Source organism: Candidatus Phytoplasma pruni, from assembly GCF_001277135.1.
Lineage (GTDB): Bacteria > Bacillota_I > Bacilli_A > Acholeplasmatales > Acholeplasmataceae > Phytoplasma > Phytoplasma pruni.
Genome location: NZ_LHCF01000011.1, coordinates 1 through 17241 on the forward strand (window position 1 = coordinate 1; position 17241 = coordinate 17241).

A 17241-nucleotide genomic window follows, 5' to 3' on the forward strand; every position below is an offset into this window, starting at 1 on the left:
AAAAGAGATATTTAGCAACATTTTCTCTTGGTTAAAAGCTTATTTCATCTTGATGCATTAACCTATAATAAAGTTTTTTCAAGCTTTAAAGGTATTAAACCAAAAAACTTCTATTTCACCTCTTAAAAAACAATTATCTTCTTTTACGCCTTAAACACTAATATATCAACTTCCATCATATAAAAAAAAATTAAAAAAGTAAATTAAAAAGTTGACTTTATTTTTAAAAGTATATAATATAAATATAGGTATAAACTTTTAAAAATAATAAAAAAAGCAATTAAAAGTTGATATTTATAATATATTATATAAAAATTGTTTTTCGTAACAAATTCAATCAAAAGTGTTGATTAATGGAGGATGAAAGATATTAACTTATTTCTAATTCTTTTAAAATTACGATATAGAGGAATGTTTGTTTAATTATATGTTTTATTGGTAAAATAAAAAAGATAAATATCAAAAGAATGATATATCTGAAATAAAATAATAATTGAAGAAATATTTATCTATATATCATAATTAAAACTTGAATAAATATTGTAGTTCGTATTATGAATTAAAAACAATTTAAACAATAAATCAAAAATATTCAATATTAATGTTCAAATAAAACAAATTTTATTATTGATTTATCATGAAATATATATAATTATTTATAAATTTAAATGAAAATTTAAAAAGAGGTAATTTTCCTATGCAAACAAAAGAAAATGTTGTTTTTAGACAAATAAGAGAACAAGCCCTTGCGGCTAATCAAGTTAGCACTCTTGAAACTGCAACTAAAAAAGGCGTTGCTACCAAAACAATGATATTATTGTTAACGGTTTTTGTATCAGGTATATTGCATTTTTCCTTAACTTCCCTTATAGCTGCAGGCAATCAAAGTGTGAAGGCTAGTTTATTATACTCTTCTATCGGCGTTGTTTCCTTGTTAGGTTTTGTATCTATAATGGTTAGTATTTTTGCTGGCCAAATGAATCAAAAACCTTTTGCTATTATGTATGCCGTTTCTGAAGGTATATTGATTAGTGGCGTTTTTGGTTTGATATCAGCATTAACTGGCGCTTATAGTGAGATCGTTTTAATATTAGCTATTTCAGTTGTTGGCACTTTGGTTGTTTTCTTGATTATGCATTTTTTATATTATCAAGGAATTTTAAAAGTTAATAATAAATTTAGAATGTCTGTTTTAGTTAGTTTTATAGTTATTTTCGCTTTTGTAATGATTAACATGCTTGTAAGCATCATTAGTGGTAAAAATTATTTAAGCGGTTATTGGCCTCAATTAGCTATTAGTGGAGTATTATTAGTTTTAGGTTCTGCTTTCTTAGCGATGGATTTTGATAATGTTGAACAAATCATGAAATTTGATATTTCTAAAAAATACGAATGGTCTTTAGCTTTTGCTTTCTTAATGACTTTAATATTAATTTTTGAACAAATAGCGAGAATTTTAATTCTTACAATGTTAGAAAAAGAAAATAATACTAGATAGAATCGAACATAAAAGAACGGGATTCTTTTCTGTTCGATCATTTAAAGTCATTCCCAAACGATGTAATTATAAGTTTTTAGGATAAATTAATAATCTTAATAACTTATAATTACATCTTATTTTTTTTACTTATAAACTTTATCAAATTTATTTATAGGGAAAAATCATATCAAAACTTTTTAATATTTTTTTTGCCAAAAAAATCAAAAATTTATGGTGTAAAGATGTTATCAGACAAAATTAAAAATTTACCTAATGAACCAGGATGTTATCTGTTTCAGAACGAAAAACAAGAAGTTATTTATGTAGGTAAAGCTAAAAATTTAAAAAAACGGGTAAAAAGTTATTTTACCGGCTTTCATAATAAAAAAACTAGTGTTTTAGTTTTAGAAATTGTTGATTTTTCTTATATTTTAACTAATAACGAATTAGAAGCATTAATTTTAGAAGCTAATTTAATTAAAAGCTATTCGCCTAAATATAATTTTAAATTAATGGATGATAAAACTTATCCTTATATTGAAATTACTAACGAAAAACACCCTCGCTTGATTATATCTAGGTATAAAAATATTCCTCCAGGGAAAAGGTTATTTGGACCTTATCCTAATTCAGAAAGTTTAAAAGAAACAGTTAAGTTATTGCATAAAGTTTACCCTTTAAGAAGATGCCAACCTATTGGCAAAAAACCTTGTTTTTATTATCATATTAACCAATGTTTAGGACCTTGCGCTCAAAAAGAAGTAGATTATCAATCTAACATTAATTTAATAGTTAAATTTTTAGAAGGCAATGATAAAGAAATTTTTAAACAAATAAAAACGTCTATGGAAGAAGCTAGTTCTAAAATGGAATTTGAAAAAGCTATCAAATATAAGGATCTTTTGTTTAATTTAAATAAAATAGTGGAAAAACAATTTATTAATGATAATAAATTAAAAAGTTGCGACATCGTTGCTTTTTATTATAATGAAGATGATATATCTTTATATATTTTAAGAATGCATCGTGGCAATGTTTTTGATAACCATCAAATAGTGTTTAATTATGTAGGCGATGTGGTTGAAAATATAGTGACTTATTTATATTTATATTATCAAGAACAAACCATTCTTGAAGAAATTATTTTAGGCAAAGAAATGGCGTTGGATAAACCTAATATTCAAAACATTTTAAAAGCGAAAATTAGTATTGTTTCGAAAAAAAATCAAGGAGATTTATACGCTTTATCTTTAAAAAATGCTAAAGAAAATTTATTGAAATACAATTTAGTCCATAAATCTAAATTTGAAATTATGCAAGAATCATTAGATGAATTATCCCATATTTTTGATAAAAAGATTGATTATATCGAAGCTTTTGATAATTCGCAATTATTCGGTCAATCTTTTGTGACTGCTATGATAGTGTTTAAAGAATTTAAATTTAATCAAAAATTTTATCGTAAATTTACGGTAGAAAAAGAATATCAAAACGAATATAACGCTTTTAATCATGTTTTAATTAGACATTATCAAAGATTTTTACAAATGGGCGTGCAAATGCCGGATTTGATTTTAGTAGATGGTGGAAAAATTCAATTCAACGCTTGTAAACAAGCTCTAGATTACTTAAATTTAGATATTAAACTAGGAGCTTTGAAAAAAAATAATAAACATCAACTAACTGAATTACTGTTAGAAGATAAAACCATTGTTTTAGATAAAAATAGTAATTTATACCGTTTTTTATTAAGAATAAGTGATGAAGTGCACCGTTTTACTCTTAATTTTCATCTTCAATTAAAAAAAAAGGAAGATAAAAATAGTTTGTTAACCGATATAAAAGGTTTAGGTATGAAAAGGTATCAAACTTTATTAAAACATTTTAAAGATATTGAAGACATTCAAAACGCTTCTTGTCAAGATTTTCAAAAATTAGATATTCCTTGTAGTATTTTAGAAAAAATAAAAAAGAAATATTCTTAAATTTGAGAATAAATCAAAAAATATTCTTAATTTGAAAAAAATATTTTTCTCAAATAGAAAGGCTTTAAAACTATATTTATGTCTAATAATAATACAATCATTAAAATTAGAGGCGCCCGCGTGCATAACCTTAAAAATATTAATTTAGATATTCCTAAATTTAAATTTATCGTTATTACGGGTGTTTCTGGTTCAGGCAAATCATCTTTAGCTTTTGATACTTTATATCAAGAAGGTAAAAGAAGGTATATGGAATCTTTAAGTGTGTATTCTCGTCAATTTTTAGGTAATTTTGAAAAACCTGATGTGGATCAAATTGAAGGATTAAGCCCGGCTATTAGTATTGATCAAAAAACTATTTCTCACAATCCTCGTTCTACTGTCGGCACTATTACAGAAATTTATGATTATTTAAGAGTTATTTACACTCATATTTCCGTCCCTTATAACCCTCATACTGATCAACCTATTCAAATTCAAACTACCGAACAAATTGTTCAACAGATTGCACAATTGGAATTGGATAGTAAAATTGTGATAATGGCTCCTATAGTGGAACAAAAAAAAGGTAATCATCAAAAACTTTTTAAACGTTTAATTAAAGATGGTTTTACTAGAGTGATGGTAGATCAAAAAATCCTTTCTTTGGATGAAATCCCTCTTTTGAATCAAAACGAAAAACATGATATTAATGTTATTATTGATCGTTTAAAAATACAAGATAAGATAGAAAGTAGATTAAACGCATCTTTAGATTTATCTTTAGCTTTAGTCAAAGAAAAAGTTTTTGTTTGGTTAAATGATCAAGAAATGTTAAAATTTCATCTTAATTATAGCAATGATGATCTTGAATTTACCATCCCAGAAAGAAATATGAGGTTATTTTCTTTTAACTCTTCTTTAGGCGCTTGTGAAACTTGTAAAGGTTTAGGGATTAGAAATAAATTTGATCAAAAACTTTTATTTTCTTTTAATAAGTCTCTGAATCAAGGCGGTTTTATTCTTTACCAACAACGCCGAGATTTTTACAATAAAATGCAAGATTTAGAACAATTTTGTGCTTACCATCAAATTGATATGAATATTCCTTTAAACAATTTAGAACCTGAATTATTAGACATCTTTTTGTACGGCAAAGCTGATCTTAATAATAACCAACACGAACAACCTGAAATGGAAATGGGCGTTATTACTATTTTAGAATATTATTATGATAAATTATCTCAAAACGAAAGCGTGATGAGTTGGTTTAAAAAATTCCTGATTGAAGAAACTTGTTCTCATTGTTTAGGAGCGAGAATTCATAAAGCTGCTTTAACTTTCAAAATCAATCATAAAAACATTTATGAATTGACGCAAATGTCGATCGAAGAATTAGCTTATTTTATCGATCATCTAGAATTATCACCAGAAGAACAAAAAATTACGGCTTTACCACTGGAAGAAATTTCTCAAAGATTATCTTTTTTACAAGACATCGGGTTGAGTTATTTAACTTTAGAACGCAAAAGCAGTACTTTATCAGGCGGAGAATCACAAAGAATCCGTTTAGCTACTCAAATTGGTTCTAAATTATCAGGTGTTTTATACGTTTTAGATGAACCTTCCATTGGTTTGCATCAAAAAGATAATGATAATTTAATCACTGCTTTAAAAAAAATGACTGCTTTAGGTAATACTCTTTTAGTGGTAGAACATGATAAAGATACGATGTTAGCGTCTGATTATTTAATCGATATTGGTCCTTTAGCGGGTCGTTATGGCGGAGAGGTAGTTGCTTTCGGCACTCCTTCTGAAGTGATGGCGAATCCAAACAGTTTAACGGGTCAATATTTGTCCAACCAAAAAAACATCGCTTATCCGCAACAAAGACGCACCATTAATCCTCAACAAGTGGTTTATGTGAAAAACGCTTCTGAAAATAATTTAAAAAAGATTAACGTTGTTTTTCCTTTAGGTGTTTTTAACGTTGTGACGGGCGTTTCGGGGTCCGGAAAATCCACTTTAGTGAATAACGTTTTATTGAAAAATTTAAAAATAAAAAAAGCGTTTGTTAAAAGATGAAAAGAATGTTAATATGGTAGATGATCAAGGATATATTCGTAGAATAGTGGAAATTTCTCAATCTCCTATTGGTAAAACTCCAAGGAGCAATCCGGCTACTTATACGGGTCTTTTTGATAAGATAAGAGAATTATACGCTCAAACCAACGAAGCCAAAACTAGAGGATATCAAAAAGGACGTTTTTCCTTTAATGTTAAAGGAGGACGTTGCGAACGTTGTTATGGCGATGGGATTAGAAGAATTTCAATGAATTTCTTACCTGATGTTTTTGTTACATGTGATGAATGTCATGGAAGCCGTTTCAGAAAAGACACTTTAACTATTAAATATAAAGGCAAAAATATTGCTGATGTGTTAAATATGACAGTTTATGAAGCTTTAGACTTTTTCGATAACCATAAAAGAATCAAAGAACATATCCAATTTTTAAAAGATGTTGGTTTAGGTTATTTACAGTTAGGGCAAAGTTCCACTACTCTTTCTGGAGGAGAATGCCAAAGAATTAAACTGGCTAGTGAGTTATATAAACAAATTACTCCGGATACTTTATATATTTTAGATGAACCAACCACGGGTCTACATTTTGAAGACATTAAACAATTAATCCAAGTTCTACACCGTATTACTGATAAAAAAGCGACTTTAGTGGTGATTGAACATAATTTAGATGTCATTAAAAATGCTGATTATGTGATCGATTTAGGTCCTGGCGGGGGAGTTCATGGAGGACATATAGTGGCTCAAGGAACACCAGAAGAATTGAGTCAGAATGATCAGAGTTATACGGGATATTATTTAAATCAAATCTTAAAGATAAAATCATAGATAATAAAGGTAAAGGTAAATGGCTTTTAAATTAAAAACTTTATATAAACCTAGCGGAGACCAACCTAAAGCTATCGAACAATTATTATCTAATTTAGATAAAGGCCATAAAGAGCAGATTGTGATTGGTGCCACAGGGACAGGCAAAACTTTTACTATATCTAATATTATCCATAAATTAAATAAAAAAACTTTGATTATAGTTCATAATAAAACCTTAGCTGGACAATTATTTAACGAATTAAAAACCATGTTTCCTGATAATAAAGTAGAATATTTTATTTCTTATTTTGATTATTATCAACCAGAAGCTTATGTAGTCCGTAATGATACTTATATTGAAAAAGATTCTTTAATTAATGATGAAATAGATAAAATGCGTCATAGTGCTATTAATTCTTTAATTAATCATGATGATGTAATCGTGGTTTCCTCTGTTTCTTGTATTTATGGCGTAGGCGATATTGAGAATTACAAAAAATCTATTCTTTATTTAGAAAAAGGGATGAAATACATTTTAAAAGAATTGGTTAATCAATTAGTCGGCTTGAATTACCAAAGAAATTATTACTCTTTTAAAAGAGGTACTTTTAGGTTGAGAGGAGATACGATAGATATCGTTCCTTCTTCTGATACCGCGCAAGGGGTAAGAATTATTTTTTGGGATGATGAAATTGAAGAAATTAAATTGTTTAATACTGTTGATGGCGTTATTGTGGCTAATTTAGAAGATATCACTATTTTTCCCGCTTCTCTTTATGCTATTGATAAAGAGAAATTAGAAGAATCTATTTTGCGCATTCAACAAGAATTAACCGAACAAATAGTTTTTTTTAAAGATAAAAACCAACTAGTAGAAGCTCAAAAAATAGAAATGAAAACTAAATACGATTTAGAAATGTTGCAAGAATTGGGTTATTGTAATGGCATTGAAAATTATTCCAGACATTTATCTTTGAAAGCAGCAGGCGAAACGCCAACCACTTTGATTGATTATTTTGGGGATGATTTTTTAACTATTATTGATGAATCTCACGTGACCGTTTCTCAAATCAGAGGAATGTATGAAGGCGATTTTTCAAGAAAAAATAATTTAGTTCAATATGGTTTTCGTTTACCGAGTACTTTAGATAACAGACCACTTAGATTTCCTGAATTTGAAAAAAAAATGGATAAAATAATTTATTTATCAGCTACTCCGGGCGATTATGAATTAAATAAAAATTTACCTATTGTGGAACAAATTATTCGTCCTACTTTTGTACTAGACCCTATTATTGAAGTTCGTCCTACTAAAAATCAAATTGAAAATTTATATTTTGAAATTAAAAAAAGAGCGGAAAAGAACGAAAGAACTTTAGTGTCCACTATCACTATTAAGATGAGCGAAGATTTAACTAGTTATTTAAAAGATTTAGGTATCAAAGTGGCTTATTTACATAGCGAAATTAAATCTTTAGAAAGATTAGTTATTTTAGAAGATTTAATGATCGGTACTTATGATTGTTTAATTGGAGTTAATTTATTAAGAGAAGGGTTGGATTTGCCATTAGTTTCGTTAGTGGCTATTTTAGATGCTGATAAACAAGGTTTTTTAAGAAATAAAAGAAGCCTTATTCAAACTATTGGCAGAGCGGCACGTAATATTAACGGCAAAGCCATTCTTTATGGTGATGTTATTACTGACGCTATGCAAGAAGCGATAGAAGAAACGCAACGTCGTAGAACTCTTCAAGAGGAATATAACCGTGTTCATAATGTTAAACCGACTCCTATTATTAAAACTATTGTAAAAAAAAATATTATGGACAAACAAAAAGCTCAAAAAGAAGAAGCCTCTTTATTAGCTTCTAGCAAAAACCAAAAAAATAGGCTAGATTTAAAACAACTACAAAAGTCAATGAAAAAAGCGGCTAAACAGTTAAATTTTGAACAAGCTGTTATTTATAGAGATTTAATCAAAAACATTAAAAAATCTTAATCTTTATAACATAAAAAAAAGATCCTCTTGGGATCTTTTTTATTTGGAGTAATTATTTATTTTTGTTAGAGATATATTGTTGAGTTTGGAAAGTTAAAATCTATATTTCTCTTTTTTTAATTCTGCCAATAATTCTTCTTTATTGATAAAATATTGTTTTTTTGGTCATAAATGTCTAAATCATAGGTATTAAAATTCTTTTTCTTTGATGATTTTTACCTCTTTTTGATAAGCTTCTTTTTCAATTTGTTTTATATATTCTTTTTGTTGATTTGATAAATATCTGAATTTTTTAAGATTCAAATCTTTAGTTGTGATATTTTCTTTAAATTTAGTATATTTATTAAAATATAATAATTCTAAAGATTTTTTCTCGCAGAGGTAATAACGCTAGAGCTCGATTGGGGGGTTTGATTTGATGATATTGTTTTTGTAAACATTATTCAGTTGATAAACCACCATAATAAAAAGCTATTAATTTTTTGATTTTTTTAATTTTTCGTTTTGAAGTTAACTCGCTCATTTTCTTTTGAATATGGCCACACCCTCCCTCATCCTGTTTCAAAAAATAACTATTCTCCATAAGTCATAATATTTAGAGGATAAAACGATTATCGCGCGTTCCGCTTCATTATGTTTGGAAGTAAATCTTTTCATAATAGGATTGCGAACAAGTTTTACCAACTCTTCAATTGAAAAAAGGTCAAACTTATCAACAATATGTTGGATATTTTTTAAAATATAATTACCAAACAAAATCTCTTTTTAATTTGTTTTTAATCAAATGATCTTTTAATTTTTCAAAATATTCTTTATTATAAAAACCTTGTTGATTCGTTAATTGAGTCAATTTAATGTGATATTTTTCTAAAAGATCTAAACATTTACAAGAATTTAATAACAATTGATCTCATTAAGGTTATATACTTTTGTTAATTGTATATTTACCATCTTATATAAAAAAACTCTTAAATAAAAGACTTCCCCCTTCAAAAAAAATCTTGTCTTTAAAACAAAATCTTAGATAAAGAAATATTAATTATTAAAAAAATAAAAAAGTTTAATTTTTTAATTTAAAACTTGTTTTTTTAATTTTTTGTATATAATAGTTGGTATAGATTATTTAAAAAAAGGAGAAAAAATATTCTATGGTAAATAAAAGTTTTAAACAAAATTCATTAATAAAATATACAAGTATTTTATTATTAAATTTAATTTTAGTTTTAATTATGGGAGTAACAAATATATTTGGTGACCTTTCAGAACAAGACAAAAAAACAAGAGTTTCAAAAGCTGTTGAAGCAGCAAAACAAGAAAGAACAACACAAGACGTATCAGATAAAGAAGTAACTGATGATCAATTAATAGCAGCAGCACAACTTCAAGTTGACAAAACAGATGACGCACAAAAAACACAAGACAAAGTAACCGAAGCAGCTAAAAACTTTGTTGAAAATTACAAAAATGCAAGAGATCAAATAATTAAAAAAGCTGTTGAGGAAGCGCAAACAGAAAGAACAACTCAAAAATTATCAATAGCAGAAATAAGTGATGATGTATTAAACACAGAAGCTAAAAAACAAGCAAAACATGATGATCCAAACAAAAGAACACAAGAAGAAGTAACTGCAGCAGCAAAAAAATTTGTTTCTGACACAAAAGACAACAAAATAAAAGATGCTATTAAAGCGGCACAACAGGTTATTTTAGATGACACAGATAAAATTGTTACTTTATTAGTGGCTCAATTAGGCAAAGAATCATTTTATAATGCATATAAAGAAGCAGCTACACAACAAGCAAATCATGATAAAGCAGATGAAAGAGAAAAAACCAAAGTAAATGCAGCAGCTATAAAAGTTGCAAACAAACAATTAAATGATGCAAAAACTGCTAGAGATAAAAAAGTACAAACAGCTCTTAAAAATGCTAAGATTGTCTCATTACAAAAAAATTGCGAATACGAAGAGGATATAAATAATTTATTTTTATAGAACTTTATTTCCATTAGAAAAGAATAAATTATTTCTTTTTAAATGAATAATTTTTAATAAAAATAACAATAGATAAAAAAGGTATATATGAGCAACTCAGGCAAGCGCTTAGAAGAAGCAAAAATTATTAATATAAAAAATTTTACATTGTTTTTGACATTATCTTTTATTTATTCTTTAATAGATGTTGTTTTTAGCAGTGGTAATTATGACATTAATTTATATGCAACAGGAGTTCACGGTATCGGTGATGCTATTGCTAAAGTTTTAAAAAGTATTTTCCAAATTGAAAATCCTTTATTTATTGGTTTTTTTGCAGCTTCTTTTTATGGAATTGTAAACGGAATTTTATTAATTTTAATTTCTTTTCCGAAATTAGATCGTAAATTTAGTATTACTACTCTTTTAAATAGTTTTTTTATTTTATTTTTTATACTAACATTAACTTATTTAATTAATGATCTAAATTGTTTGGGACTTAAAAATTTTTTTGGTTGTTTCCCTGAAGATAGTAGTTTTGGTCTTTCTTTATTGAGAGTTATGATTGTTGCTATTGTAGGAGGGCTTACTTACGGCATTCTTATTGGAAAAGGCAGTTCTAGTGGCGGAATAGATATTATTTCCAAGTATTTAAACATTTATAAGAAAAAAGATATATCTGTAATCACTTGTATTTTGAATTATTTGATTGCTATTATCTCCACTTTATTAATTTATTTTGGTACTTTAAAATTCCAATGGGAATCTATTATTTTAACTAATTTAGTTAAAATACCTTTAAACACTCTTTTTATATATTTAGCTATTAAAAAAACTCAACCTAAAAACAAAATTAAAAACCAAATTTAAATAATTTATTTTTAAAGAAAGAAAATAATTTAAAAATGAAATATATTTTAAAAGAATTTGAATTATATCTTTCGGATGAAATTATTTTATCTTTTAATACGGTTAAATCTTATCTAACCGATGTTAAACAATATTTAATTTTTATAGAAAATGAATTAAAATTGAAAGATTTTAAAGAAATTAATAAAGAACATGTTTCTTTGTTTTTGTCTCATATAGCGAATAATAAACGCATAGGGAGCAAAACTTTAGCGAGAAAAATTATCGTTATTAAAAAATTTCATCATTTTTTATTATTAGAAAAAAAAATAGATTATGATATTTCTTTAATGTTTAAAATACCTAAAATAGATAAAACCTTACCTACGGTTTTATCTACGGAAGAGGTGTTTTCCTTTTTAGAACAAGTCAATAAAAATGATTCTATTATCGAAATAAGAAATAAAGCTATTTTTGAATTGATGTATGGTTCAGGTTTGAGAATAACCGAACTGTTAAATTTGATTTTAGATAATCTAGATTTTAAACAATCACAAATTATTATTTTAGGAAAAGGTTCCAAAGAAAGGATTGTTCCTATTTCCAAATATTCTTCAAAAATAATTAAAGAATATTTGGATCTTTCGCGTAAATTTTTATTAAAATATAAAAAAAGTAATTTAGTTTTTTTAAATAATAAAGGTGAGCGTTTATCGAGACAAGGATGTTATAAAATATTCAAAAAGATTATCAAATCAGTAGGGTTACCATCTAAATCCTCCCCTCATACCTTGAGACACTCTTTCGCCACTCATTTGTTAGAAAATGGTATAGATTTGAGAACCTTACAAAACATTTTAGGTCATGAAGATATTTCTACTACTCAAATTTATACTCACATCAGTCAAAAACGTTTAAAAGAGGTTTATTTTCAATTTCATCCTCGCGCTAAAAAGACAAAAAAAATTCCCCTAGTTAAAAAGACTAAAAAGAAGAATGACTTGGATTAAAAAAATTTACAAAAGGATTTTAAAACGAAAATGCATTCTTTAAATTTATTATTTTATTCACAATTATTTTTTTTAGAACAAAAAAAAGATTCTTTAAAAAAAGATTGTCAAGCGAACAATTATCAATTTATTAATTATAAATTAGAAAGTGATAATTGTTTACAAGTGATCGAACAATTAAAACAAGAACTATTTACGAATTCTTTTTTTTCAATAAAAAAATTATTTTTATTGAAAATATTTCTTTATTATTTCTTCAAAAAGATATCTCTTTTTGGCTTGATTATATTGAAAAACCTAATCCTAATATTATTATGTATATTACTGCCGAAAAAGATAATTTCCCTGCTTATATTAGAGACAAAATAAATAAAACATTTAATGAAGACAAAATTATTAATCTTTCTGAAAAAGATTTAATTCCATATGTTTCAGATCTTTTTAAAAAAGATAATTTTTTTATTAGAAAAAAAATAATCCCCCCAATTAATTCAAAAAACTAACGGTAATTTATTCTTATTAAATGAAGAAATTAAAAAAATTAAGTTATATCATCATTCGGATAGAGTTATTTTTGATATGAAATCAATAGATAAATTGGTTTACTCTGAAGAACAAAATATTTTTTCTTTAATTTATTCTATTATTGATATTAAAAACCCTATTGATGGTTTTTTAATTTTTAAAGAAATAATGAAACAAAAAACAGATGTTTTTTTAATTATTCATCAAATTTTGAAAAAACTACAAGAACTTATTATTGTTAAAACTTTAATAAATAAAAAAAAAGCCAAAAAGAAATAGCTTTTATTTTAAAATTCCCTCCCACTAAAACATATTATTTAATGAAAGAAAGTCAAACCTTAAACGAAGAAAAAATAACTAATTTATTTTTATCTTTATTAGATTTATCGTATCAAATTAAAAAAGGAGTTTTAGAACCTAAAATTAATTTAGAAATGTTTTTTATGAAAAAAATCTTTATATAAGGGTTTTTTTAATCATTTTTAACGAAATATCGCCTTTTCTAATAATTTCCCAAGAAGGAGCAGTTGTATCAATAACTGTTGAAGAAACATTAGAATTTGTTTGTTCATTAGGGTAAATATAATCTACTTGATTTTGATATTTATCAACTATTTCTTCAAAATTATTTAAAGGCGGTTGGCCGCTGTCGTTGACAGAAGTCGCTCTTAAAGGTCCTTCGTCTTTTAATATTTTTAAAGCCAATTTATGATTAGGAATTCTAATTCCTAGTTTTTTTTCTTTAGTTAATTGATAAAAAGAAGGAGTAGTATTCACGATTAAAGTAAGAGCTCCTGGCCAAAAAAAAAGACTTATTTTGATAATTTTGAGATCTATAAGAGCTATATTTTTAACTTGTTCTAATGAATAAAATAAAATAGCTATTGGCTTATTAAGATCTCTTTTTTTAATTTGATAAATCTTTTTTAAATTTTCTGTATCATTGATTTTAGCTCCTATACCATAAACAGTATCAGTAGGGAAAATAATAATTTTATTTTTTTTAGTCATTTTTTAAAATTCTTCTTTTAATTTTTGTTTTTCCATTTCATCAATTAAAGGTTCGATGACTAAATCTATTTTACCTTCCATAAATAAATCTAGTTTTTTAAGCGTTAAACCTATTCTATGATCTGTTACTCTATTGCTGGAATAATCATAAGTTCTTATTTTTTCACTTCTTTCGCCTTTACCGATTAAATGCTTTTTAACATCATTTTTATCTTTTTCTTGTTGAGATTTCATTTGATAAAAAATTCTATTTTTTAATAATTGAAAAGCTTTATCTTTGTTTTCGTGTTGACTTTTAGCTGTTTGAGAAGCAACACTTAGACCTGTAGGCAAGTGAGTCAACCTAACAGCTGATTTAGTAGTATTAACTGATTGACCACCTGGACCACTAGAATTATAAGTATCTACTCTAATGTCATTCCAATTAATATCTAATTCAATATCTTTAGTTTCAGGAATCACTAATACTTTCACGGTTGAAGTATGTGTTCTTCCTTGACTTTCTGTTTCGGGCACTCTTTGAACTCTATGAATGCCTGATTCATATTTTAAAAAGGAATAAATATTTTTACCAGAAATCATTAATTCTACTGAACTAATTCCGTTTTTTAAAGTTTGAGTGAAATTAATGATTTCTGTTTTCCATTTTTTATTTTCCGCGTATTTCATATAAGTACGAAACAAATCTAAAGCAAAAAGGTTGGCTTCTCTACCGCCAATTCCACCTTTAATTTCTATAATAACGTTTTTTCCGTCATCTTCATCTTGTGGTAACAATAATTTTTTTAATTCTCGGAGTTTATTTTGAATCTGTTGTTTTAATTCTTCTTTTTCTGCTTTAGCTAAAATAATTAATTCGTTATCTTTTGGGTCTTCTTTTTTGATGATTTGTTCAGTTTTTTTTAATTCTTCTTCTAAATTTAAATATTGATCATAAACAAAAACAATTGTTTTAAATTTATGATATTGTTTTAAAAGTTCAATGTTTTTTAAATTTTCTAAATTATCTGATATTTTTTTTTGTAAATTTAAATAATTTTCTTTTATTAAATTTAATTTATCAAACATTATCTTCTCCTTGCTAGATTATTTCTTTTATAAAAAAATATCTATTGATGTTACTTGTTAATTTATAAAAATTATTCCGGTATTATATCAATTTCTTTAAATAAAAGGTAATCTAAATTTAAATTAAAATGTTTCGTACCAGTAGCTCCTTGACGGTTTTTAGAAATAATTAATTCAGTATGGCCTAAATCAGCTAAAGGAACGTCTTTTCTGTCTTTGTTATAATAATGTTTTCGATATAAAAACATCACAATATCAGCGTCTTGCTCAATACTACCAGAATCTCTTAAATCAGATAAAATAGGCCTTTTATCTTCTCTTTTTTCTACTTCTCGGGAAAGTTGTGATAAAGCTAAAACCGGTATTTTTAATTCTCTAGCCATTTCCTTTAAACTCTTAGAAATATCAGAAACCTCTTCTTGACGGTTGAAAAAACCTTGATTATTAGTTTTATTAGTTTTCCTGATTAATTGCAAGTAATCGATAATAACTATATCCAATTTATCTTGTTTTTTTAATTGTCTACATTGAGACCTAATATCTAAAATATTAGCTGCTGCTGAATCATCAAAATATAAATTTAAATCTTGCAATGTATCGATCGAATAATTAACTTGTTTTAATTGTTGTTGATTCAATATTCCTAATTGAATATTTTTATGAGAGATTTGGCTTTTAGCACTTATCATCCTAGAACCTAATTGTTCGTTAGACATCTCTAAACTGAAAATAACCACAGAAGCTTTACCGTTTTTATTTTCTTGAGCAATATTAACCGCTATATTCATCATTAAACTGCTTTTACCCATGGAAGGTCTAGCTGCTAAAATGATTAATTCTTCTGGTTTTAAACCTAAAGTAATTTCGTCTAAACCGGCATAACCAGTTTTTAAACCGATAATATTATTATTCCTTTTATTTTCAACAGTGAGCTTTCTCACTTTTCTTAATAGATCTTTTAGGAGGATAAATTTATTACTTTTTTTATTTTTAGAAATTTGAAAGATTTTTTCTTCCACACTATTTAAAAACTCTTCATGATGAAGATCAGGATTGCTAAGTCCTTCGTGAACGATAGCGGAAGCTGTTTTAATAATGTTTCTTTTTAAAGCCGTTTCATGGACCAAATCAATATAAGTATCTAGATGATTTATAGAAGGAATCATATTAGTTAATTTAATTAAATAATTCGTGCTACCTTCTATCTTTTGGTTTTTGTTTTTTAGTGTAAGTGAAATGGTATAAAAATCAATTTGTTGAGATTTTTGGTATAATTCTATCATCGCCATAAAAATAAATTGATGATTAATATTAAAAAATTCTTCTGGTTCTAAACGATCTACCACATTAACTATTTGACTAGATTCTAAAAAAATAATACCTAAAATAGCTTGTTCTGCTTCTAAATGATAAGGGAGTTTTAAATTTTCATTCATTTTTATTTTCCGTTACATTAATAATAAAGGACGCCGTTATATCTTTTTTCAAAACTACTGAAGCTTTGTAGACTCCTAAAGAATTGATTTCGCTGTCTAAAACAATTTTTTTCTTGTTAATTAAAATATTGAATTCTTTAAAAAATTCATCCACTATTTGTTTCATAGTGATTTTTCTGTAAATTTTTCCTTTTGGACCAACAGTAATTTTTAAATTAATTTGTTTATTATCAATATCTTTTTTTAATTTATTCATTAAAGCAGTATGTTCCAAATCTTGTTGTTCTTTTAGTTGTTTGTCTTTTTCTATTTTTTTAATGTTTTTATCATTAGCTAAAAGAGCCTTTTTTTCTTTAATTAAAAAATTACCATAACCTAGAGTAATTTCGATAATGTCATTTTTATTACCCTTATTTTTAATATCTTCTAATAAAATTACTTTCATATTTTTAGCCCTTTCTTTATATTCTAACGCTAATATATTTTTTAATGTTCCTACAATGATATCAATATTGCTTTCTTCTATTTGAGTTGCTGCACTATTCATATGACCGCCGCCGCCCATTTGTTCCATAATGATTTGAACGTTAACATTATTATAAGATCTAGCGCTAATGCCTATTTCTTTTTCTTGCAGACGACCAACAACAAAAGCTGCCTCAATATTTTGAATATTTAACACATTTTCAGCTACTTTCGCTAAAAAGGAACGATTTTCTATTATTTCATTACTTTTAACAATAGCGAATCTATCCATATAAATTTCCATATTAGAAATTAATTGGTTCATTTTTAACATTTTAGAAAATTCTTGTCTAAACCAAAATTTTACTTTATCGCTCTCTGCTCCCATAGAAATTAATTGCGAAGCGGCGTCTAAAGTTCTTGAATTAGTACGATAAGTAAAATAATTAGTATCTATTGCCATTCCGCCATACATAATACTAGCTTCAAAAGGAGTAATATCTATTTTTTGGTTTAAAAAATAGATTAATTCAATTAACATCTCTACAGCGGAAGAAGAGGAAGAATC

The 17241-nt window shown here is 26.1% G+C and carries 14 protein-coding genes and 1 pseudogene; 10 read left to right on the forward strand and 5 right to left on the reverse strand.

Annotated elements, in window-relative coordinates; all coding sequences use genetic code 11:
• The first annotated feature begins 697 nt into the window (after window positions 1-697).
• The 4 genes and pseudogenes from CPX_RS01960 (at window position 698) to uvrB (ending at window position 8336) form a co-directional block, all read left to right on the forward strand.
• Entirely contained in the window at window positions 698-1498 is an 801-nt protein-coding gene (locus tag CPX_RS01960) for a Bax inhibitor-1/YccA family membrane protein (protein WP_053521510.1), read from the forward strand.
• A 224-nt stretch (window positions 1499-1722) separates the two neighbouring features.
• Window positions 1723-3465 carry an excinuclease ABC subunit UvrC gene (gene uvrC, locus CPX_RS01965; protein ID WP_053521518.1) on the forward strand — a complete coding sequence of 581 codons (1743 nt, stop codon included), beginning with the start codon at window positions 1723-1725 and terminating at the stop codon, window positions 3463-3465.
• Window positions 3466-3543: 78 nt separating this feature from the next.
• Window positions 3544-6355: pseudogene (gene uvrA / locus CPX_RS01970) on the forward strand (excinuclease ABC subunit UvrA).
• A 19-nt stretch (window positions 6356-6374) separates the two neighbouring features.
• Window positions 6375-8336: an excinuclease ABC subunit UvrB gene (gene uvrB / locus CPX_RS01975; protein WP_053521511.1), complete on the forward strand. Its 1962-nt coding sequence runs from the start codon at window positions 6375-6377 to the stop codon at window positions 8334-8336.
• A gap of 745 nt (window positions 8337-9081) precedes the next feature.
• Here uvrB and CPX_RS03040 read toward each other — a convergent pair.
• Window positions 9082-9240 (reverse strand): hypothetical protein, encoded by a 159-nt coding sequence (locus CPX_RS03040; protein ID WP_161802335.1) that lies wholly within the window; start codon window positions 9238-9240, stop codon window positions 9082-9084.
• A 244-nt stretch (window positions 9241-9484) separates the two neighbouring features.
• On the opposite strand from CPX_RS03040, the gene CPX_RS01985 reads away from it, so the two are divergent.
• The 6 genes from CPX_RS01985 to CPX_RS03360 all read left to right on the forward strand — a co-directional run bounded on the left by CPX_RS01985 (window position 9485) and on the right by CPX_RS03360 (window position 13157).
• A complete protein-coding gene (locus CPX_RS01985; RefSeq protein ID WP_053521513.1) occupies window positions 9485-10330 on the forward strand; it encodes a hypothetical protein in 846 nt (281 codons plus the stop codon).
• A gap of 87 nt (window positions 10331-10417) precedes the next feature.
• Window positions 10418-11179 carry a YitT family protein gene (locus CPX_RS01990; protein WP_053521514.1) on the forward strand — a complete coding sequence of 254 codons (762 nt, stop codon included), beginning with the start codon at window positions 10418-10420 and terminating at the stop codon, window positions 11177-11179.
• A 35-nt stretch (window positions 11180-11214) separates the two neighbouring features.
• The gene (gene xerA / locus CPX_RS01995) at window positions 11215-12168 is read left to right on the forward strand and encodes a site-specific tyrosine recombinase/integron integrase (RefSeq protein ID WP_053521515.1); all 954 of its coding nucleotides are present in this window, start codon (window positions 11215-11217) and stop codon (window positions 12166-12168) included.
• A gap of 155 nt (window positions 12169-12323) precedes the next feature.
• A complete protein-coding gene (locus CPX_RS03350) occupies window positions 12324-12671 on the forward strand; it encodes a hypothetical protein (RefSeq protein ID WP_235443237.1) in 348 nt (115 codons plus the stop codon).
• A gap of 76 nt (window positions 12672-12747) precedes the next feature.
• The gene (locus CPX_RS03355) at window positions 12748-12972 is read left to right on the forward strand and encodes a hypothetical protein (RefSeq protein ID WP_235443238.1); all 225 of its coding nucleotides are present in this window, start codon (window positions 12748-12750) and stop codon (window positions 12970-12972) included.
• A gap of 41 nt (window positions 12973-13013) precedes the next feature.
• Entirely contained in the window at window positions 13014-13157 is a 144-nt protein-coding gene (locus CPX_RS03360; protein WP_235443239.1) for a hypothetical protein, read from the forward strand.
• Here CPX_RS03360 and CPX_RS02005 read toward each other — a convergent pair.
• From CPX_RS02005 to rplI, 4 genes are all read right to left on the reverse strand, one after another.
• Window positions 13150-13704 (reverse strand): L-threonylcarbamoyladenylate synthase, encoded by a 555-nt coding sequence (locus CPX_RS02005; RefSeq protein WP_053521516.1) that lies wholly within the window; start codon window positions 13702-13704, stop codon window positions 13150-13152. The genes CPX_RS03360 and CPX_RS02005 overlap by 8 nt on opposite strands.
• Window positions 13705-13707: 3 nt before the next feature.
• Complete coding sequence (prfA, locus tag CPX_RS02010; protein WP_053521517.1) at window positions 13708-14772, reverse strand: peptide chain release factor 1; 1065 nt, start codon at window positions 14770-14772, stop codon at window positions 13708-13710.
• Window positions 14773-14843: 71 nt separating this feature from the next.
• Window positions 14844-16208 (reverse strand): replicative DNA helicase, encoded by a 1365-nt coding sequence (gene dnaB, locus CPX_RS02015; protein ID WP_017191671.1) that lies wholly within the window; start codon window positions 16206-16208, stop codon window positions 14844-14846.
• The coding region (gene rplI, locus CPX_RS02020) for a 50S ribosomal protein L9 (protein WP_084007116.1) at window positions 16201-17241 on the reverse strand (1041 nt) is incomplete at its 5' end. The genes dnaB and rplI, both read right to left, overlap by 8 nt.